Below are 20,927 nucleotides of genomic sequence, written 5' to 3' on the forward strand. Positions count from 1 at the left end.
CACACACGAGATTCATCATGCAATTCCCCGAATCCTGGTTGCGCGAATTCTGCAACCCCTCACTCACTACACAAGAACTGGCCGACACCTTGACCATGGCCGGTTTGGAAGTGGAAGAACTCCAACCCGTCGCGCCGCCTTTCACAGGCATCGTCGTCGGTGAAATCAAAGAAGCCGTGCAGCACCCCGACGCTGACCGCTTGCGCATTTGCCAAGTGGACGTGGGGCAGGGCGCTTTGCTCAACATCGTCTGCGGCGCACCCAATGCACGTGTGGGCATCAAAATTCCGTGCGCCACCGTGGGCGCAGAGTTGCCTCCAGGCGAAGATGGCAAGCCCTTCAAAATCAAAGTGGGCAAACTGCGTGGCGTGGAAAGCCAAGGCATGTTGTGCTCGGCCAAAGAACTCAAAATTGCCGATGACAACGGCGGTTTGCTTGAGTTGCCAGCCGATGCACCGTTGGGTCAAAACATCCGCGAGTATTTGAACCTCGACGACACCTTGATGACGTTGAAGCTCACGCCTAACTTGGCGCATTGCTTGAGCGTCTATGGCATTGCCCGCGAAGTTTCTGCCCTCACAGGTGCGCCTTTGAAGGCCCCCACATTCCCAAGCGTTGCTGCGACCAACCAAGACACCTTGGCTGTGAAAATCAGCGCCCCCGATTTGTGTGGCCGTTTCTCTGGCCGCGTGGTGCGCGGTGTGAATACCCAAGCGCAAACGCCTGCATGGATGGTGAACCACTTGGCCCGTTGCGGCCAACGCAGCGTGAGCCCCTTGGTCGACATCTCCAACTACGTGATGTTCGAGCTGGGCCGTCCATCGCACATTTTCGACCTCGACAAAATTCAAGGTGGCTTGGATGTGCGTTGGGGCAAATCCGGTGAGCAGCTCAAACTCTTGAATGGCAACACCGTGACCGTGGACGAGAAAGTGGGTGTCATCGCTGATGCGCATCAAGTCGAATCACTCGCCGGCATCATGGGTGGCGATGCCACTGCCGTGAACGATGACACGCAAAACATTTACATCGAAGCTGCTTTCTGGTGGCCCTCAGCGATCGCCGGCCGCTCACGCCGCTTCAACTTCAGCACCGATGCGGGCCACCGCTTTGAGCGTGGTGTCGACCCCGAGTTGACGGTGGAGCACATCGAGCGCATCACGCAATTGGTGATTGACATTTGCGGCACGCCCAACACGACCGTGGGCCCGATTGACGACCAACGCGTGAACATGCCGGTGGCCAAGCCTGTCACGTTGCGCGTGGCGCGTGCTGAAAAAGTCATTGGCATGCCGCTGACCCAGCAACGCGTGGCGGATGCTTTGCGTGGCTTGGGCTTGCCCGTGACAGAAGGCGAGGGTGTCGTCACCGTGCAGCCCCCATCGTTCCGTTTCGATTTACAAATCGAAGAAGACCTGATCGAAGAAGTGGCGCGCATGGTGGGTTACAACAACCTGCCCACCACACCACCTTTGGCACCCATCACGGCCAGTGTGTGCAAAGAGGCGCAACGCAGCCCGCACGCCTTGCGCCATCACTTGGCCGACTTGGGCTATCAAGAAACCATCAACTACAGCTTTGTGGATGAGCGTTGGGAACACGAGTTGGCAGGCAACGCCAACCCCATCAAGCTGCTCAACCCCATCGCCAGCCAAATGAGCGTGATGCGCTCCACCTTGTTGGGCTCCTTGCTCAGCGTGGTGAAGTTCAACGTGGACCGCAAGGCCTCACGCGTGCGCGTGTTTGAAATTGGTCGCGTGTTCCACAAAGACGCCTCGGTGCAAAACACAGACACCACCGTGCAAGGCTTTGACCAACCCATGCACGTGGCAGGCATTGCCTTTGGCAGCGCTGCACCTTTGCAATGGGGTACCAAAGAACAAGCTGCAGACTTCTTCGACGTGAAAGCCGATGTGGAAGCTTTGTTGGCCCCCGCTGTCCCGCAGTTTGAAGCGGCTGAGCATCCCGCTATGCACCCCGGTCGTTGTGCCAAGGTCTTGGTCAATGGGCAAGCCGTGGGCCATGTGGGCGAGTTGCATCCACGCTGGCGACAAAGCTGGGAGCTGACCCAAGCGCCCGTGATGTTTGAACTCTCACTCGATGCCGTGTTGCATCGTGATGTACCTAAGTCCACTGGTGTGGCCAAGTTCCCCAACGTCGAGCGCGATATTGCGGTCATCGTCAAAGAAAGCGTCACGCACGCCCAGTTGATGGCTGCGGTACACGCTGCCAAAACACAAGGCTTGCTGCGCAATGCCGTGTTGTTTGATGTGTATCGCCCCAAGTCAGAAAGTGCTGCCATGGCGATGGACGAGAAGAGCTTGGCCGTTCGCCTCACACTCAACAGCGACGAAGCCACCTTGAACGAAGCGCAAATCGAAGGCGTGGTGCAAGCTGTGCTGGCCGAGTTGGCCGCCCAAGTGTCTGCGCGTTTGCGCGCTTGATGCTCACACGTTAAAGAGAACCGTATGGAACTTTCTTTTGAGAGCTTAGAAACGCCCGCGCTGACCAAAGCGCAGTTGGCTGATTTGTTGTTTGAACAAATTGGTCTGAACAAGCGTGAGTCCAAAGACATGATTGATGCCTTCTTTGACCTCATCGCACAAAGCTTGGTCGATGGCACCGATGTGAAAATTTCAAGCTTCGGCAATTTTCAGATTCGCACCAAGGCACCGCGGCCTGGCCGCAACCCACGCACAGGGGAAGCGATTCCAATTGAGGCACGACGTGCAGTGACTTTCCATGCGAGTCACAAATTGAAAGAACAAATACAGGGCGTCAGTAATCCCAAAGTTGACAACTGATTGAAAAAGAGGCCGAGTAGACCTCTTTTTTTTATCAAAACTGTCGCACCCTGTGATTCAGGGCTGTTCTTCGTGTAACCTCTGCGGTCCCGTTTACAAGCTACTGATTTTCATGGAGAAATCCCTCCCCCCCATTCCAGCCAAACGCTACTTCACCATTGGTGAAGTGAGCGAGTTGTGCGGCGTCAAGCCGCACGTGCTGCGCTATTGGGAGCAGGAATTCACGCAGCTGCGTCCCATGAAGCGTCGCGGCAATCGCCGCTATTACCAGCGCCATGAAGTGCTGATGATTCGCCGCATCCGCGACCTCTTGTATGACCAAGGTTTCACCATCACCGGTGCGCGCAACAAGTTGCAAGAGCTGGTGCAATCCGAGCGCGAACGCCGCCGCGTAGGCGGTGAGTTGATTGATGTGGATTTGCCCGATGACGATGGGTTTGAGGACGACTTGGATGTCGACGCAGACGATACACACGAGTTGCCACCACTCGCCTTGAGTAGCAGCGATGAAGCGCTGCAAACCTTACGCAAAGAACTCACACAAATTCGCGACCTGCTCTCTGAGCAGCACTGAGTAGGCGTTATAATTTCAGCCTGATTCGGTGTGTGGCGCAGCCTGGTAGCGCACTTGCATGGGGTGCAAGGGGTCGAAGGTTCGAATCCTTTCACACCGACCAAGAATGACGAGGGTTAGCAGCGTAGTAGTTGCTAACCCTTTTGTCATTTCTGGGGCTGAGGGGTAAACCAAGGGGTAAACCGAAATTTTCCTCATCAGCAAGGGCACTAGCTAATGGCAGTCGATGTCGCTTCGTAACTTCCCTCAAAATCTAGCAATGTGAACACATCAGACTTGTCACTGTGTCAATGCTCCGCCCAATGACGGGTGGGCTGCCCAGCGAGATACATGGGGGTGCCTTGAGCCTCTAGGTATGGGGCCTGTGCAGGCGTAGATGCTTAGTTTGTTTGCTGAAAGTAGCAACGAGTTGGAATGGAATCCCAATGTAAGGGGAATAGCCGAGTGAGATCCCACTTGGAACCCACTTGGAACCCACTGGGTTCGCTCAGGGTCAGAGTTTGCTTGCATGCCTGTGTCCGCGATTAAGGACATCGTTGCTTATGGATTTAATTCAAGCGGCTAGCCTAGGTTTCGGGATTTCAATTAGCCACTACAAAAACCAACTAACACTAACAAGCCACTCACATCAGACATTGTCACAATGTCAATGGACACCCCTGAGGGGTGGGTTGCCCAGCGAGATACGAGGGGGTGCCCTTGAGCCTCTAGGTCTCGGGTGCTAGCACGCAGACAGTTTCAGTTTGCGTGCTCGGCTTTGGTGAAGGCGGCAATCACTTCCCTGACCACTTTCCTATTTGGCGCAGATAAGGCGAGAAACTCTTCCAAAGTTTCTCGTTCCTGAAAACCAATGCCTGTCGTCCATCTCTGTTTGTGTGACTGAACAGACTTGCGTACAACCTCTCCAAAACGCAAAACTTCTGGTTCAACTTTTAACCATTCCGCTAGTACTTGCATCTTGTCTTGCATTGGAATTGAGCGGTTGTTCAACCAACCCCACGCAGCTTGATTGCTGATGGATTTGCCGGGCCAGCGCAAATTGAACTCATGCTCCAACACTGACGGGCTAGCAACGTAGCCTGCTTGAGTCATGGCGGCTCTCAAACGCTTGGTGAATTCAATTTTTTCGTTCATTTCAACAAGTTACAAACCTGTTGATGTTTTTCTCAAATAGCTGTTGAGTATCATTACAACAATCTGTTGAAATCTTTATCAACAACTTGTTGAGACGCATGCATGGCTAAATCCCTTTTAGAACAACTTCCTGAAATAGTGGCCAATGGTCGTAAGCAAGCCGAAAAAATCTTAGAGGGCATCGAGAGTCGACAACGCATCAGCTGACCTGCCCCCTCTGAGCCGTACCAAATCGATGGAACTAAGTTCGCTAATTTTGGAGAATGGCGGATATGAAGACCACACGATTTACCGACGAGCAGATCATCGGATTCCTCAAGCAAGCTGAAGCAGGCATGTCCATCAAGGACATTTGCCGCTCTGGCGGCTTTAGCCAGCCGACCTTTTACAAGTGGCGCTCGCGCTTTGGCGGCATGGAAGCCTCCGATGCGGCCAAGCTGCGCGACCTGGAAGCTGAGAACAACAAGCTCAAGAAACTGCTGGCCGAAGCGCACCTGGACATCCATGCGCTCAAAAGCGTCTTCGGCGTAAAGCGCTAGCCCCGCAGGTCAAACGCGAGGCCATCACCCAGATGATCCAGACCCATCTTCTGTCTGAGCGCCACGCGTGCTGCCTTGTGGGGCTAAGCCGAGACAGTTTTCGCCACCCGCCTAAGCGTGATGCGCTCACGCAGGCGCTGGGCGAACGTATCGTGGACATTGCCCACGTACGCCGAAGATTTGGCTACCGCCGCATCCACGATCTGCTGCGCCCGGAGTTTCCGGGCGTCAACCACAAGCGGATCTACCGCTTGTACAAAGATGCCAACTTGGCCGTAAGAAGGCGCAAGAAGGCCAAGCGCCCACCGTGTGAGCGGGTGCCCTTGCAACTGGCGCAAAAGGTCAACGATGTTTGGAGCATGGATTTCGTCTCGGACAGCTTGTCCAATGGCAGGCGCATCAAGTGCCTGACTGTGGCCGATGACTTCAGCCACGAGTGCGTGGACATTGCCGTGGACTACGGGATCTCGGGGCAATACGTGACACGCTTGCTCGACCAAGCGGCCACCTTCAGAGGCTACCCACTGGCCGTGAGAACGGACAACGGTCCAGAGTTCACAAGCCGGGCCTTTATGGCTTGGGCCACAGCACATGGCGTGCGGCACATCTTGACCCAGCCGGGCAGGCCGATGCAAAACGGCTACATCGAGAGTTTCAACGGCAAGTTTCGAGATGAATGCTTGAACGAGCAGTGGTTCTTGAGCTTGCCCCAAGCCAGGCAGTGCATTGCCGATTGGCGCCAGGACTACAACGAAGTCAGGCCCCACAGCAGCCTGGGCCGGATTCCACCGGCTCAGTTCGCGCAGCAGCAAAGGATTCAAACCAATGCCGCTGCAAATCTCAACCCTCAAGTTTTGGATTAACCTTGAACCCTTGGACTACTTCCGATTGATTGGTACGGCCAGAGGGGGCAGGTCACAGCTTGCAAACACGCGAGGTTGTTTTACCTGCTCGCGACACCAAAGCCGAGGATTGGATTAATAGCCAAAACAAAGCCAGTCAACGTGAAGTGTTTGCCCCCGGACAAGCCAGCTTGGTTGACAACGCCCAGTCAACCCTTGGCGCAGCGCCTGAATCTACCCCCTGGGCCAATCGATTGATTTATGGCGATAACTTAATGGCTATGGCTGCGCTATTAGCTGGTGATGAAAACACGCCTAGCCTGCGCGGAAAAGTCGATTTGATCTACATCGACCCGCCGTTTGACTCAAAAGCTGACTATCGAACTAAGGTCACGCTACCCGGTGTTGAAATTGAACAAAAGCCGACTGTCATTGAGCAGTTTGCTTACTCAGATACGTGGAGCGACGGCACTGCTTCGTATTTGGCAATGATCATGCCCCGTTTAGTTTTAATGAGAGAGCTGTTGGCTGATACGGGATCTATTTATGTGCATTTAGATTGGCATGTAGGTCATTACGTCAAGATACTTTTAGATGAAGTATTCGGAAAAAATAACCATCAGAACGAAATAATTTGGAAGCGAACCACATCTAGAGGTGGGAGCTCTTATTACAACCATGTTCATGATGCGATTTACTTTTATACGAAAGATAAAGCCGCCCATTGGAATCAGCAACACACGCCTTACACAAAAGACTATGTTGAACAAATGTTCCGTAATCAAGATGAGGACGGAAGACTCTGGAGAGAAAGCCCCTTAACTGCACCTGGTAAGTCCGCTGGGATGTCTGGTTCAAATTGGAGAGGAATAGATCCGGGGACGATTGGTAAAGGACGTCACTGGGCAATACCCGGTTATTTAAAACATTTGCTTTCGCAAGAAGCAACTCAAAACACGTTGCTTGCGCTTGATGAACTTGAGGCTCAAGGAAGGATCGTTTGGGCAAGAGAAGGTAAAGGTCGACCAAACGTAAAACAATACGTTGACGATTTACCCGGTGTTGAATTGCAATCAATATGGACCGACATTGGCGGAGATTCAGGGACGGATTACGACACCCAAAAACCTGTGAAGTTAATCGAAAGATTTATTGCCTCATCATCGAACAAGAATGATCTTGTTGCAGATTTCTTTGGTGGTTCGGGTACCACTGCGTCGGTGTCGGAAAAGCTAGGTCGTCGTTGGGTAACTACGGACCTTGGAAAGCCTTCTTGCATGATTATGAGAAAGCGTCTAATTGATCAAGACGCCAAACCATTCTTGTACCAAGCCATAGGCGACTACCAAGTAGAAGCAGCCAAAGCCACGCTCGGCCGAGACTTCCGAATTGGTGATTTATCGCAAATTGTTCTATCGCTTTATGGCGCTCTTCCATTGCCAGCCGATTCAAATCCTCAGCGAAACTTGGGACAAATATCAGGCATCGCATTGGGCGCGGGCCGTGGCAGCAAAACCTTAGTGTTGGCTGATTCGCCCAACAAACTCACCGGCATGGCGACGCTCAAAAAGGCCATCGCTCAGCGCGATAACCTTATGGGCGGCTGGGACCGAGTGGTGGTGTTGGGTTGGAACTTTGAGCCATCGATTGGCGAAACCATCACTGCATTGAATGATTCACGCCTTGAGGTGTTGGTCATCCCGCCAGACTTGATGGACCGTTTGAAAAAGAAAGGTGGCATCGACAAACTGCGCGGTCAAGTGCGCTTCTCTTCGCTGCAATACCTGACCATCGAACCCGTCCAAGTCAAAAAAGAAGACGTACAAGATGTGCTGACGATTCAGCTTAAAAACTATGTACTGCTCTCACCCGAGGCCATCAACCTTGACGATGCCAACCGCCAAGCCTTGCAACAAGTGGCCAACCAAGAACCTTTGGCACTGATTGAGTATTGGGCCGTAGACCCTGACTACGACGGAAAGGTCTTCCGTTCAGTGTGGCAAGACTACCGTGGCAACACCGCAAACGATGCCGACGTTTTGCGAGTTGTCACCAAGGCAGAGGTCAGCACGCCGACCAAGGTCACGCGCAAAGTTTGCGTTCGCGTCGTGGACGTGTTTGGTTTTGAAGCCGAAGTTGTCACAACCGTGGGGGCCGCATGAGCACCACCGCTAAGAAGGCCGAAGACCAGCTCGCCCTCTCCATAGGGCTGACAGCTAAAACGCAGCAGTTGTGTTTGGGCCTTGAGTCGGGCGCTGCTGATATTTTGGAATTGGTCACGCCCACCACGGCTGATTTATTGACGTGGTGGTTTGGTGAAGACATGGTGATGGCCCGAGGTGGTGAAGGTCGAGGTCTGAACTTTCATGCAGGGCAAAAGCAAGCCATCTTGAACGCAATCGTGGCGCACGAGGTTTTGGGTGCTAGTTCTAAAAAATGGTCGCTGTTGAACTTGTATCAAGAAGCTGCGCCTAATTCGCTGCTAACTGGTACGCGTATGGAAGAGGTCTCCGCACCCAAGCACGGTCACCCTAAGTATTGTTTGAAGATGGCCACAGGCACAGGCAAAACATGGGTCATGCAAGCGCTGATGATTTGGCAGTTGCTCAACAAAACGGTAGCTCTTGCCGAGGGTATCGACGATGTACGTTTTACACGCCAGTTCATGGTTGTGGCTCCCGGCTTGATTGTTTACGAGCGTTTGCTTGATGCGTTTTGCGGGAAGCTCGTGGCAGGCAGCCAAGGCTCGCGTGATTTCGCCACGTCCGATATGGCCAAATTTGCCGACTTGTTTATTCCAGAAGCGCATCGCGAAATAGTGTTTGGCTTTGTACGCGGCAATGTATGCAGCAAGACAGAGATTGGCCTTAAAGCCACAGGTAATGGCATGATTGCCATTACCAATTGGCATTTATTGGCCGAGGGGGATATCGCCGAAGATATTGAAGAAGTTGAAACACTGGGTGCACCACTCGACCCGCAGGCGGTGGTGGCTGGCGTATTACCTTTAACACCGGGGCGCGCCACAGGTAACAGTCTTGAAGTGTTAGACCGTCGCTATGCGCGCGGCAACGTGCTTGACTTCTTGGCGCAGTTGCCGGAATTGATGGTGTTCAACGATGAAGCGCATCACATCCACGAGTTCAAGCGCGAAGGTGAAACCACCGAGGTGGAATGGCAAAAAAGTCTGACACGCATTGCCGAGACCAAGGGCCGTCGCTTTGTGCAGGTGGACTTTTCAGCCACGCCTTACAACGATGTTGGCGCAGGCAAAAATAAGCGTAAGGTTTACTTTCCACACATCATCACCGACTTCGATCTGAAAAGCGCCATGCGCGCAGGTTTGGTCAAGTCGTTGGTATTGGACCGCCGCAAAGAAATTGGCGCACTGCCGCTAGAGTTCAAAGCCGAACGCGATGAATCAGGTAATCCAAGTTTGAGCGAAGGCCAACGCGTAATGTTGCGCGCTGGCTTGGTCAAGCTGCGCAAACTTGAAGCTGACTTTGCAAAGATAGACCCACACCGCTACCCCAAGATGCTGGTCGTGTGTGAAGACACCACGGTGTCGCCGCTGGTTGCTGATTTCTTGCAAGACCAAGAAGGGCTAAACGCAGACGATGTTATGACGATTGACTCAGGCAAAAAAGCCGAGTTGGGTGAAAAAGATTGGGCACCCGTGCGCGAGCGCTTGTTTAGCGTGGACAAGCACGCCACACCGCGTGTCATCGTGAGTGTGTTGATGCTGCGCGAAGGTTTTGATGTCAACAACATTTGCGTCATCGTGCCGCTGCGCTCTAGTCAAGCGCAAATTCTTTTAGAGCAAACCATTGGCCGAGGCTTACGCTTGATGTGGCGTGACCCTGAGTACACCGAAATCAAGCAAGAGAACCGCGAGCATATCAACAATGGCCAAGAACCTGCCAGCTTGCTTGATGTTCTCACCATTGTTGAACACCCTGCCTTTCAATCGTTCTATGACGAATTGATTAGCGAAGGTTTGGTTGGTTCAACAGGCAATGATGGCGAAGATGATGATGGTTCAAGCACGGGTGACGTGATAGCTGCCAATTTGTGTGAAGATTTTGAAAAGTTTGATTTCGGTATCCCGTTTATCTTGCAAGAGTCCGACGAACTGCGCGACCACACGGCTATTGACATTGCTACACTGCCATCGTTCACGGCCATGACGGCTGAACAGCTCAAAGGAATGTTGGGCAAAGGCGATACCTTCGTCTCTCAAGATTTGCAGTCGTCGACCTTGTTTGGCGACTATCGAGTGGATGGCGCGGTGATGAATGTGTCGGGCTACAACGACTACTTGTCACGCCTCACACGCCGTATCAGCCAAGCGCTCAGCGAACCTTTACCCAAAGGCAACAAGATTGCCACACACTTAGCCAAACCGTATTTGCAAGTGAACACCGCTGAACTAACCGGCTGGATTGACGATTACGTTTGGACACAACTGTTTGCAGGCACGTTCAATCCGCTCGAAGATGAAAACTGGCGCTTGTTGCTGCTGCAACCCGTCGTGGATCACATCACCAAAGTGTTTGCGGTGGGGCTACTTGAGTCAGAAGAAATGCACACCACAGGTGAAACCGAAGTGCATTTACGCCGACTAAGTGAAGTACCCAAGCTGATGGTGCGCGAGAGCGCATCAGTTGACGTGTCCAAATGCATTTATGAACGCTTAGGCTGGCCTTCGCGCAATGGTGGCTTAGAGAAAGCTTTCATTTATTGGGCGCAAGCCGATAGCCACATCCAAGCTTTCTGCAAAATCAGCGAAAACCGTCATACCTTTGCACGTCTGCGTTACGTAAAAGACGATGGCTTACCTGCTTTTTACTCACCCGACTTTTTGGTGCGTACTGAAAATGCGGTGTATCTTGTAGAAACAAAGGGGCAAGAGCAAACCATTCACCCTAATGTGCAACGTAAGCTTAAAGCTGCTTTGGCTTGGTGTGAGCGCATTAACAACCTAACCGAAGAACAGCGGGGTGGCCCACCTTGGCACTACGTACTGTTGGCCGAAAACGTGTTGTACGAATGGCAAGGCAAAGGGGCGCATTTGTCCGAGTTGTTGGACTACGCAAGATTACGCCCCCTCGCAAGTGCTTCGCTTCAAGAGCGATTGATTTAATTTTTATCAGGAGATTTTCATGGCCACATCAAATCAAGTTTCATCAATAACCAATCTCGCAAAACAACTTGCTGAAAAAGAAATGATCAGCGGTGATGCAAGCTCTGAGCAAATGCTTGAAGCATTGAACGCAGTTGCAAAAATGCTTGAAACTAAAGCTGGCGGCAACCAAGAAATTACATCACTAGCTAAGCAGGTGCAGGAGCTGGTTGCTGGGAAAGTTGCAAAATAATCTAATGACACGCATTAGCGGCTACGACTTGGTTGCCTGTCCTAGCTGTGGGCATGTCCACAGAAAAACTTCGTATTCATCTGTTTCGGTTTATATCCCCGATGACATGAAGACTTCCAATGACAGAGCATGTGTCAATTGTGGAGAAGCTTTTGCTTTCGGGGACTTTAAGAAGGTCGGCTTTGTGAGCCGTTTCACCCCAGAAGAAGAGGCGGAGAGATATGCGTGGACGCTTTACTCAATTAGGCAGGGGCCACGGCCTGAAACCAAGCTACCTGAGCCATTCCTTAGCCGGACTTGGCTTGCAGTCAAAGCGTGGTTTACGCCCGAGGTGCCAAAGCCTTGGGAGAAATACCCACCCTTAGCTTGATACAGAGTCAGGCTCTGACCAAGCCCAGTTCATTCCAATCTGTCGTGTAACTTGGTGTCTTGCGTTGCTGCTTCATTTGCCAGATGCTGTGCTGCGTTTGAGTCCCTGCGCTTGCCAGCTTGACAGTGCCTCGACCATATCGTTTGTTCACAACATCCAATGTTTGCATCAAACGTTGGCGTCTCTCTATGTGTTGTGCGTCGTCGTCTAGGTCTAGCGTGTACTGATGCCTTGTTGCGGGTTGCAGGTCGAGGAGCATGACGCCTGCCTTTGCATATTTGAAGTTGGGTTTGTAGATGGCGTGAAGTATGGCGATTGCCGCCTCTGCAATTTGTGCGGTGTCGGCAGTTGGCGAGGGCAGTGGAATCACAGCGCTACGGCTGTATTGCTTGTCGTTCTGTCTGAATGGGCTAGTGCGTATGAAGGTCAACACTTGGCTAGCATGGCCGTTTTGTTTCCGCAGCTTTTCAGCGGCACGACTTGCGAATTCAGTGAGTGCCTCTTGCAAGTGGTGGCGTTCTGTCACTGGATAGCCAAAGCTTCGAGTGCAAGCTATTTGCTTTTTGTCATCAGGGCTGTCTTCAAAGTCGATGCACTGCATGCCTTGAAGTTCTCGCACGGTTCGCTCTAACACCACTGACCAACGAGCCTTCGCAGTTGCAGGGTCGAGCCTTGAAAGCTCAAGGGCATTGGTCACACCTGCCACGATGAGTTGTGCGCTGATGCGACGACCTACGCCCCACACGTCACCCACATCAGTAGCCTGTAACAGCATATCAAGTTCAGGCTTGCTTAAAGCGCCTAGGTTGCACACTTGTGCGTGGTGCGAGGGGTACACGTCAGGTTTGCGCTCAGAGGTCTTGGCGATGTGATTGGCCAGCTTGGAGAGTGTCTTGGTCGGCCCTAGACCAATGCAGGTTGGCAGTCCTGTCCACTGCAAGATGCGAGAACGCACTTTGCGACTCCGCTCTGTCAGGTCACCACGGATGCCCGTCATGTCTACAAAGCTCTCGTCGATTAAGAGGTACCATGGCCAGTGTTGCATTTCAATTAGAGGGAAAGCTCTGTACGTAGAGGTATCCCCAACCGTTATCTCCAGTGCTCGTCCGTACTCAAGCAGTTCCTGAACATGTCATCGTTGACCCCGTGAGACACATGCCAAGACTATGGTCCACGGCGTGGTCCCTAGGCCTCACGAGTAGTTCTCAGGCGACCAGCACGCGAAAGCTGTACCTCCAGCATCTGGACAGCTTTTATCGGTACTGTGACGAACGCTTCGGTGCCGACGCCTTCGACGAGGGTATGAGCACTCGGGACGCTGAGGGCGTGATGCTCATGGTGGAGTCGTTCTATCTAACGACAACCTCAGACCCGGCCTACAACACGACTGATGTTCAGCGGTGGGGCGTAGTCAGAGCATTCGTGCAATCGCTGGCCAAACGCTTAGCGCCTAGTAACCCAGAGTGGGCCGCAGCTGCTTCTATGCTGGCAGCCATGGGCAGGATGCGCGCCCCCCGTCTCGGTGGCTTCCGCTTCATTCGTGCGCTGCCGAAAACAACGCTGCTGGACCTCCTTGAGGTAGCGCATCCCAGCTCGCCTCGAAATCCTTTCAAGGGGTATCAAACGCGCGTGCGGAACTGGCTCATCGTCAACCTAATGCTGCTGGCTGGGCTCCGTCGTGGCGAAGCACTGCTGTTGGCCTGTGACTCCTTGAAGGAAGACGTGGACCCGGAGTCAGGAGAGGTGGTTCGTTGGCTTGACATCACCACGGTGTTCGAGAACGATCCGAGGTCGACCACGCCACGCATCAAAACTCTGGAATCCCACAGGCAAATTCCGGTGTCAGAGGACTTAGCTCTGCTCTACCAGCACTTCGCCGCCGAGCATCGACCTACCGATGCCGGACATGGTTTCCTACTGACCACCAAGGCGGGGGCCCCGCTCTCTGCCGAGGCACTAAGTAAGGTCTTCAGGAAACTGACGGATGCCCTGGCACCCGAGGCAATCCAAAGCCTCTTCGATAGATCTGGCGGCAAGACGAACATTTCGCCTCACGACCTGCGACACACCTGCGCCACGGCCAGATACACGATGTTTATGGAGCTGAACCCCGACCGCGAGTTGGCAATCCAACGGATGCGGGCGTTCTTCGGATGGTCAGCGAGGTCAGCCATGCCTGAGCACTACGCACGTGCGGCGATTCAGGACGACTTGATGCAAGCATGGAACACACTGTTTGCTGAAAAGACTAGTCTTATGCGGGGGATTTCTGCGTGAACCACGCCATTGAAATCGCCCTCCCGCAACCTCAGTCCGAGCATGGTGGGAAATCTCCCTTGGACTGGAAGTGGCCCGCTGCCCCCGCGTTGATGACCCTTTTCGACAAGTATTCCGGACGGGAGTCGGTGGTGAGGTTGGCGGACCGTCACTGGGAGGTCTTTGCAGCTGGCAGCACGGTACGGCTGGAGTTCGCCGAGGGTCAAGTTGGCGAATTACAGCGAGCGCTTGTTCTGCTGACACGACGGGCGTCCTCCCCAGCACCATTCCGGACCTTCGCCAACGTCCTCATAGCCAAATGGCCAGCCATCTTGGAACTGCTCGCTACCCCTGCGGAAAAGCTGCGAGAGACCTGGACCACTGTGCTGAGCCACCCGCTGGAGACGAACGTCGCGAAGGCCGTGTTGAAGCTAGCTTGCAAGGCTGGCGCCGGCCACTGGCGAGCAGTTCACATGCCTCTCGTGAAGAGCTTGGACACCTTCGTGAAGGAAGGCTTACGGCAGAACAAGCGAAGCATCGGCAAGAGAGAGCGTGTGGCTTCCGTTGACGCCCAGGCAGCTATTGTTCGAGTTCTGGATGCGGCGGCGAGCGAGGACGACTTGACCGACAGACAGGTGGAGGGCGCTGTCGCACTGCTTATCACCTACCAACACGGTATGCGACCAGTTCAGGCGCTGTGCCTCGACGTGACGCATGTCCGCTTCTTCCGTGATGCAAGCGACGACCTTGCTTGCGTGCTCTCGTTCCATGCTGCAAAGCAAACACCAGGCAACGAATTCGAGTTGCTACGCCAAGTCAAACCGGAGTGGGTTCCGCTCGTCGCGAGGCTGCACGCGACGGCGCTCGCTCACGGGCGGCAGCGGCTATTCAACGCAACCGGACCAATTACCTTCTGGGACAGGGCAGTGGTTCTCTGTAAGCGGTTCTCCGTGCAACTGGACAGCACGGCGCGCTCGCTCCGTCACACCGGGGCGCAAACGCTCGCCGATGCGGGGCATGATAGGGCTAGCATCCAAGCGTTCCTCGGCCACAAGAGCGCAGAGGCCGCGTCGCACTACATCCGGGCAAGCTTCAAGCAAGCCGAGCTCATCAACACGGCGCTCGGTGCGTCGAAACTCTACAACAGCCTCTTGGACATATCGACCGGCAGTTTCGTCTCAGCCGACGAGATACAGCTGGCTCCTGAGGACCAGCAGATTGGCGCTGTGGTGGGGTATCGGCTGGTTGCTGGCGTGGGACTGTGCAAAGCGGGTCAGAGCAGCTGCGCCTACAACCCGGTGACGTCTTGCTATGGCTGTCCGAAGTTCATGCCATCCCTAGACCGGGAGTCCCACGTCGAAGCTATCGAAGGGATGCGCGACCAAGTCCGCCTGTACCTAAAGCAGGGAATCTCCGATGAGACGCCGGCCTACCGGCAACTCACGCGCGCGCTGGCGGGGGCGCAGCAGGCGTTAACCCTGATTGATGACCGACCCAAGAACCACGGATGACCATCCACATCCTCTCGCCTCAACTGACGCCACCGCCGCAGGCCTATCTGAGCTTCATCGACCGGATGCGTCGTGTCGCTTCATCGCACGGACTTGACTGGCACATCGAACTCGACAGCAACGGCGCCGCCACGTCTAACACGGACTGGGACTTACGCAAGTTGAACAAAAGCCATGACCTCCACGTCCCTGGAAGTTGTGGCTTTGCGGTGTCGCGCGACCTGACCGCGATGGCGGCCTCAACTGGATGGCACCCCAGCCAATTGCCGGAAGGCGCGGTGCTCGGTGAAGACGTGCAGGACTTCATCAAAGCCCTAATCGTCGAGCACTGCAGCAGCGGCCGCTCGACCGGCGACACACAACAAATAGCCAGAGCTGCTCGTCGCCTCTTCTCTCTGGTTCGATGCCCGCCGTGGGAGCTTTCACGTGAAAACTTTGACGCCGTCTTGGGCCTTAAGGCCTGGTCCGACAAGCCGGCGCGCGACTTCTCAACGGTCGCGAGGTACATCGACGAGAACCTCATCTCCGTTCATTGCCCAGTCCGCCCGGAACTAAAAAGGAAGGAGTCGTCAGCGTTGCTCGGCTCGCTGCAGGAACGCCAGCACGCCGAGAAGCTACCGGACCTTTCCGCGCTACTTGAACTGACGCGAATCGTCTTCCAGGAGACGCCCCAGACCTACATGGACGCAGTTCGCTTCGGTGTCGTGAAACTGGCTCTGTTCACGGGACTGCGAATCGAGGAGGTGCTGACGATACCCGCCGACTGCTTGGTTTGGGATGAACACCTCGACATAGTCACCGGCCGCCCGGCCGGAACGGTGGGCGGCGTCTCACGCTCCTTGCGACTGCACTATTACGCCGAGAAGCACATCGACGGCGCCCCAAATCTGCTTGTTGAGGCACACCAGCATGTGCCCGCGATGTTCGAAGATGTTGTGGTCTCAACGGTCACTGAGATGGTAGAGATTGTCGGCCCCGTCCGAGAGCTGCTGCGCCTGCAACAGCAGAACCCCAGCCGATTTCCTGACTCGGATTGCCGGATTTTTCGTACCTCCTCCGGGCGGCCAGTTTGGACCAGCGACCGCCTATTTCTGAGCCTGGGGCGGAGTACGGCAGGACGAACTTACCCGCTCCAGCTTCCCCTTCAAGAGGACACAGAAATCAAGCCGATGCTGTACCCGGGAATGCTCATCGCGCTAGGACGTCATGCAGGCCGGTCGATGTTCAGTGTGTACGGACGGTCGCCTGAGTCGAAGTTGATGTCAATCAAGCCGCACAGTCTTCGGCATCTCATGAACACAGAGATGTTCCGTAAGAATGTGCCTGACACCATCATTACGCACCAGTTCGGTCGACGGACCGTCGCTCAGAGCTACGAGTATGACCATCGCAACCTCGCAGAGAAGTTGAGCTTCGTCAAACTGCCGCCTGCAGCGTCCAAGGTCCTTCCCGCAGGAAGCGCCAAGGAATTGGTGGGCAAGATGGTCGTCAGTGGTATGGCGCTGCAAAGCCATTTGGGGCAATCGTTTAAGCGCATCCAGCACGAGAGCGGTGATGAAGCAGCCTTCATCTACTTGGCGGCCAACGCAGATGGCTTCCACGTCACGCCGTACGGTTTCTGCACCAACAGCTTCTCTGTCAATCCCTGCACTCGACACCTCAAGTGCTTCGACCAGTGCAAGCACTTTACGGCCAGCGGGGTCGCTGAGCACCGGGTGACTCTTGAAGACCTTCGCTCGAAGCTCGTGGCGATGCGGGACGCGGCTCGTTGCAAGCCGGCCACCACCGTGGGGCGCAAGAACCAGATTGCCCATGCCGAGCGGCTGATTGCTGGTGTGTCGGCTGCGCTTCACGCCCAACCGAACCAATCCGTCTTCGCAGACGGCATCGACCATTCCACCCTGAAAGAGGACATCTTCAAATGAGGCTGCTCTTAGACCCCAAGAACGAGGAGCTGGCCGACATCCTCAACACGCTACTCACCGACAACATCGACATCACGGCGCGGGAGGTGGCACGGCGCCACAGCACGTTGAAGAACCCTTCAGCGTTCACGCGCAATGAGGCTAGAAGCGCGCTCATCGCTGCGGCCCAGGCACAGCAGCAAGGAGTACGCAAAATCGTCGCAGGAGGTGGGGGCGCCGGCAGTCTGCAAGACCAGGCCGCAGGCTACCGGCAGGACATCAAGCGGCTGGAAGCCCAGCTCACGCATATGGTGGCAGCCCACGCCGGCCTCATCCGCGCGGTTCAAATGGCCGGAGGCGGGCCTGCACTTGAGCGGTTCTGGCGAGACTACAAGGCGGTGGGCGACGCGGTACACAGCCTTTCAGCAGCCAACGCCGAGCGTCCAGTAACGCATCTGCCCTTGCGCGTCGTCAAGATGTCAGACGGAACGGCAGATTGACAGGTCGGAGCCGACCTGCCTGGGTTGAGTTTTTGCAGCAAATCCACAATGCGTTCGCACAACAAAACCTCCACTGATTCGCGTCGCCAATCCACCACCTAATCGCGCAGTGGCAACAGCAATGAGCGCTGATGTAGCCGAAGAAAGCTAGCGCCAGCGCAACTGTGTTGGTGTTCCTATCGGCCAAGTGCAGTCCTTGACCTATTTTTCCCCAAGAAGTGCATCAGGCTGATCTCCGACACTCGAACCTAACGCCTGAAAGTTCGCGTGTTGCGCAACTGGTCATTGGCCGAGCAGGGTCTCAAGCGACCGCTTTGTTGCTCAGACCGGTCACTCTATTGATGCGAGCCGGGCAAGGTAGCAGGAGCAACTGATCACACCAAGGATGAATTGGTTCTCCCGACCCGCTGCGGTCGGTGTTGATGTAGGCAACGATCCCAGAAAACCGTCCGAGAAACCGGGGGAATCCCACCCCGGATACTTGGCGGCACGGCTTATCGGAACCATTGCGAAGAGCATCCGCAGTTGGCTCTATGCCGTTTTGTGTGGAACGCCCCTGCCTCATTTCGCTGATGCCGGGTTGAAGGGGTGATCAGGCAGATGGGCCAGCTTGGACATGCGAAGGTATGCGACGGCGATGAAGTTGCCTGCCGTTCGGAAGCCTCGTGCGGCGCGTTTGGCCTGCTGCAACAGGCCGTTCATGGCTTCGACGAAGGCATTGGATCGGTTGTCCAGCATGCCGCTGATCACGCCAGCGAAGTGGGTCTTCAAGGTCTTGGCCAGTTTCTTGAAGGGCTCCAGCCGCGAGCGTGTGGCCCAGCTCAACCAGGCGCTCAGATCTGCCTGAGCCTGCCTGGGGTCGTTGTGCTTGAGCGCTGCGCCATAGACCTCGCGCAGGGCCATCTTCAGGCGCCACGCCCGCGCAGATTTCAGCGTGGAGTGCTGCAGCCAGTGCATGGCGCTGATCTGTTGGCCGCTCCAGGCAGGTGGGTTCTTGCGCATGCCCCACATCAGGCCCTTGAGCACTTTGCGGTCCGTGCCGCCCAAGGCCGCGTGCACGGCATGGGGCTGATCGCGCCATTCGGTTCGTCGCACTTCGTCCATGGCCTCGATGGCCATCTTGACGACATGGAAGCGGTCGTAGCTGATGGCAGCTGCCGGCAGCGCCAAGCCCACCCCCTTGGTGTAGGCAGCACTCATGTCCTGACAGACGTGATGCACGACAGCCGGATCGCCGCCATGGGCCTTGAGGTCTTGGGCAAAGTCCAACACGGAGTGGTGGCTGCGCCCTTCGGTGGCAAACAGCAGGCGCTTGGCAGCCAGATCGTGCACGACAGTGATGTAGTGCTGCCCACGCCGCAGGCTTGTCTCGTCGATGCCCACGGTACGTACCTCGCTCATGTCGTCGATTGCGCGGGCCTGTTGAACATAGTACTCAATGCGCCGCCACAGGGGCTTGTCGGCACAACGCAGCAGTGCAGCGGCTTGCCGCACCGGCAGCTCACGGCACAGCGACAACGCCAAGGCTTCAAACAGCGCCGTAAAGCCAGAGCCTTCGCGAGCCCAGGGCACACCCACCTGCGTGGTCTTGCCGCAGCCAGTGCAGGCCACCCGCGGCACATCGGCGTGCAGCCAGGCTTCGAACTGGAAAAAATCAAGGTGTCGCCACGAGCGGCGAAGGCGGTCATGGATGCCTTGCGCCGGGGTGTTGCAGTGCGGGCAACTGAGCAACTTGGCGTTGCAGCGCACCTCAAAGTCGATGCGCCGCTTGGCTGTGTCCAGATCCACCTTGGCCACCTCCCACGGCGCAACCAAACCCAACGCGCTGGTAAACAGCGTTTCAACTCCAACGCTCACGAGACAGCCTCCAGTTCATGCACTACAAGGCCGCATGGGCATGTGGACAAGCCGCTCTGCGACTTGCCCACATGCCCACACGGCGCTACGACCACCACCGATTGTCGCCGTTGGTTTCCACACGAAACGACGAGGGGCCCCGCAGTTGGCCCGCGGGTCCGAAACACGTAGCCAAGGTCTTCTCAAAGAATTAGATCGGCCAGAACCATAGAACGTCCAAAAGCATTCTCTGGTGTGGTGACCTCATGGCTGCACCGAGCAGTGCGAAGCTGCCACATGAGCCGCTCGGTGCGATGCCTCGTAGTGTGCAAGCGGCTCATTACCATTTAACGCAACGAGCAAATTTTCAGCAGCCTGCAACTCGATGGCTCGGCGAACCTTCTTCACCGCCGAACCAATGTGGGGTGTGAAAACCGTGGAGGGGTGTTGCAAGAGTTCCGGATGAATCTGGCGTGGACGGTCTGCCAGCAGCCAGTCTTCCATCTCGTACACATCGGCGGCGTAGGCACCCAGGCGCTCGTCCTTGAGCGCCCGTGCCACGGCAGCCTCGTCCACAACCGAGCCTCGCCCAATGTTGACCAGGATCTGCCCCCGCCGAACACCTTCAAGCATGGTGTCATTGACGAGGTGACGCGTTACGTCCAGCAGCGGAACGGCCAGAATGACATAGTCGGATTGCGACAGGGCCTCACCCAGGCTCACCATGGTCAGGCGTTCGTCATCACCATGCGGGTCCACGCCCAGCAGTTGAGCGCAACCAAATCCGCAGAGGCGGTCAACGATGGCCCGTCCCACGGCGCCCAGGCCAACGACCGACACGACCGAGCCGTGCAGACCTATTCCATACAGCTGAGGACGCCAGCCGGCGTAGCCCCTGCGAACACGGGTGTCGCCAGCGAGCACGTGACGCGCAGCGGCAATGGCCAGACCGATGGCCAGCTCTGCCGTGGGCTCTGTCAGAAGGTCTGGCACAAAGCTCACGCTGACCCCCGCTTTTTCACAGGCCATCAGGTCAAAATTGTCATACCCTTTCAATGCGCAAGCGATGGTCTTGAGCCGTGGAGCGTTCAACAAAGTTCGCATGTCTACCCGGTCAGGCATGAACGCCATCATGGCGTCGGCGTCCTTCAGGTGGAGGTAAAGCTCTTCCTCGCTCCAAGGCTCAGGCCCTTGATTCATCACTACATCACCGGCGGATCGAAGACGCGCCAGAACTGCTTCATGGATGGGCTGCGTCACCACAATTTTCGGCATCATTACC

15 protein-coding genes and 1 tRNA gene are annotated in these 20,927 nt (G+C 55.5%); 12 read left to right on the top strand and 4 right to left on the bottom strand.

Going from position 1 to position 20,927, the window contains the following annotated elements; genetic code table 11:
• The first annotated feature begins 17 nt into the window (after positions 1–17).
• The 4 genes from pheT (at position 18) to B9Z44_RS12235 (ending at position 3,481) form a co-directional block, all read left to right on the top strand.
• Positions 18–2,444 carry a phenylalanine--tRNA ligase subunit beta gene (gene pheT, locus B9Z44_RS12220; protein ID WP_108402556.1) on the top strand — a complete coding sequence of 809 codons (2,427 nt, stop codon included), beginning with the start codon at positions 18–20 and terminating at the stop codon, positions 2,442–2,444.
• Between the two features lie 24 nt (positions 2,445–2,468).
• Positions 2,469–2,804, top strand: coding sequence for an integration host factor subunit alpha (locus tag B9Z44_RS12225; RefSeq protein WP_108358950.1), 336 nt, complete (start codon positions 2,469–2,471; stop codon positions 2,802–2,804).
• Between the two features lie 112 nt (positions 2,805–2,916).
• The gene (locus tag B9Z44_RS12230; RefSeq protein ID WP_108358949.1) at positions 2,917–3,378 is read left to right on the top strand and encodes a MerR family transcriptional regulator; all 462 of its coding nucleotides are present in this window, start codon (positions 2,917–2,919) and stop codon (positions 3,376–3,378) included.
• A 26-nt stretch (positions 3,379–3,404) separates the two neighbouring features.
• A tRNA-Pro gene (locus B9Z44_RS12235) sits at positions 3,405–3,481 on the top strand.
• A 635-nt stretch (positions 3,482–4,116) separates the two neighbouring features.
• Here B9Z44_RS12235 and B9Z44_RS12240 read toward each other — a convergent pair.
• On the bottom strand, positions 4,117–4,470 hold the full coding sequence (locus tag B9Z44_RS12240; protein ID WP_245912814.1) for an XRE family transcriptional regulator: 354 nt from the start codon (positions 4,468–4,470) through the stop codon (positions 4,117–4,119).
• 314 nt (positions 4,471–4,784) lie between these two features.
• On the opposite strand from B9Z44_RS12240, the gene B9Z44_RS12250 reads away from it, so the two are divergent.
• The 4 genes from B9Z44_RS12250 (at position 4,785) to B9Z44_RS12265 (ending at position 11,268) form a co-directional block, all read left to right on the top strand.
• Positions 4,785–5,914 (top strand): IS3 family transposase gene (locus B9Z44_RS12250; protein ID WP_369910052.1). Its coding sequence is split into 2 segments (ribosomal slippage): positions 4,785–5,046 and positions 5,046–5,914, totalling 1,131 coding nucleotides; the frame shifts between segments, so codons are not numbered across the junction.
• A 59-nt stretch (positions 5,915–5,973) separates the two neighbouring features.
• Complete coding sequence (locus B9Z44_RS12255) at positions 5,974–8,055, top strand: site-specific DNA-methyltransferase (RefSeq protein ID WP_211308707.1); 2,082 nt, start codon at positions 5,974–5,976, stop codon at positions 8,053–8,055.
• Entirely contained in the window at positions 8,052–11,036 is a 2,985-nt protein-coding gene (locus tag B9Z44_RS12260) for a DEAD/DEAH box helicase family protein (protein ID WP_108402558.1), read from the top strand. Before B9Z44_RS12255 ends, B9Z44_RS12260 begins: the two co-directional genes overlap by 4 nt.
• A 19-nt stretch (positions 11,037–11,055) precedes the next feature.
• On the top strand, positions 11,056–11,268 hold the full coding sequence (locus B9Z44_RS12265) for a hypothetical protein (protein ID WP_108402559.1): 213 nt from the start codon (positions 11,056–11,058) through the stop codon (positions 11,266–11,268).
• 377 nt (positions 11,269–11,645) lie between these two features.
• Here B9Z44_RS12265 and B9Z44_RS12275 read toward each other — a convergent pair whose 3' ends face one another.
• Positions 11,646–12,683 (bottom strand): DinB/UmuC family translesion DNA polymerase, encoded by a 1,038-nt coding sequence (locus tag B9Z44_RS12275; RefSeq protein WP_108402561.1) that lies wholly within the window; start codon positions 12,681–12,683, stop codon positions 11,646–11,648.
• Positions 12,684–13,120: 437 nt separating this feature from the next.
• On the opposite strand from B9Z44_RS12275, the gene B9Z44_RS12280 reads away from it, so the two are divergent.
• The 4 genes from B9Z44_RS12280 to B9Z44_RS12295 are packed head-to-tail and all read left to right on the top strand — an operon-like array spanning position 13,121 to position 17,809.
• Positions 13,121–13,915, top strand: a complete 795-nt coding sequence (locus tag B9Z44_RS12280) for a tyrosine-type recombinase/integrase (RefSeq protein WP_208110732.1) — start codon at positions 13,121–13,123, stop codon at positions 13,913–13,915.
• Positions 13,912–15,405, top strand: coding sequence for a site-specific integrase (locus B9Z44_RS12285; protein ID WP_108402562.1), 1,494 nt, complete (start codon positions 13,912–13,914; stop codon positions 15,403–15,405). The genes B9Z44_RS12280 and B9Z44_RS12285 overlap by 4 nt, the downstream gene beginning before the upstream one ends.
• Positions 15,402–17,330: a hypothetical protein gene (locus tag B9Z44_RS12290; protein ID WP_094478837.1), complete on the top strand. Its 1,929-nt coding sequence runs from the start codon at positions 15,402–15,404 to the stop codon at positions 17,328–17,330. The genes B9Z44_RS12285 and B9Z44_RS12290 overlap by 4 nt, the downstream gene beginning before the upstream one ends.
• Positions 17,327–17,809 (top strand): hypothetical protein, encoded by a 483-nt coding sequence (locus B9Z44_RS12295; RefSeq protein WP_094478839.1) that lies wholly within the window; start codon positions 17,327–17,329, stop codon positions 17,807–17,809. The genes B9Z44_RS12290 and B9Z44_RS12295 overlap by 4 nt, the downstream gene beginning before the upstream one ends.
• A 561-nt stretch (positions 17,810–18,370) precedes the next feature.
• Here B9Z44_RS12295 and B9Z44_RS12300 read toward each other — a convergent pair.
• Both B9Z44_RS12300 and B9Z44_RS12305 read right to left on the bottom strand, forming a co-directional pair.
• Positions 18,371–19,666 (bottom strand): ISL3 family transposase, encoded by a 1,296-nt coding sequence (locus B9Z44_RS12300; protein WP_094478841.1) that lies wholly within the window; start codon positions 19,664–19,666, stop codon positions 18,371–18,373.
• A 243-nt stretch (positions 19,667–19,909) separates the two neighbouring features.
• Positions 19,910–20,923: a phosphonate dehydrogenase gene (locus tag B9Z44_RS12305; RefSeq protein WP_094478843.1), complete on the bottom strand. Its 1,014-nt coding sequence runs from the start codon at positions 20,921–20,923 to the stop codon at positions 19,910–19,912.
• Positions 20,924–20,927 lie beyond the last annotated feature (4 nt).

The sequence above is a fragment of the Limnohabitans curvus genome (assembly GCF_003063475.1).
Lineage (GTDB): Bacteria > Pseudomonadota > Gammaproteobacteria > Burkholderiales > Burkholderiaceae_C > Limnohabitans > Limnohabitans curvus.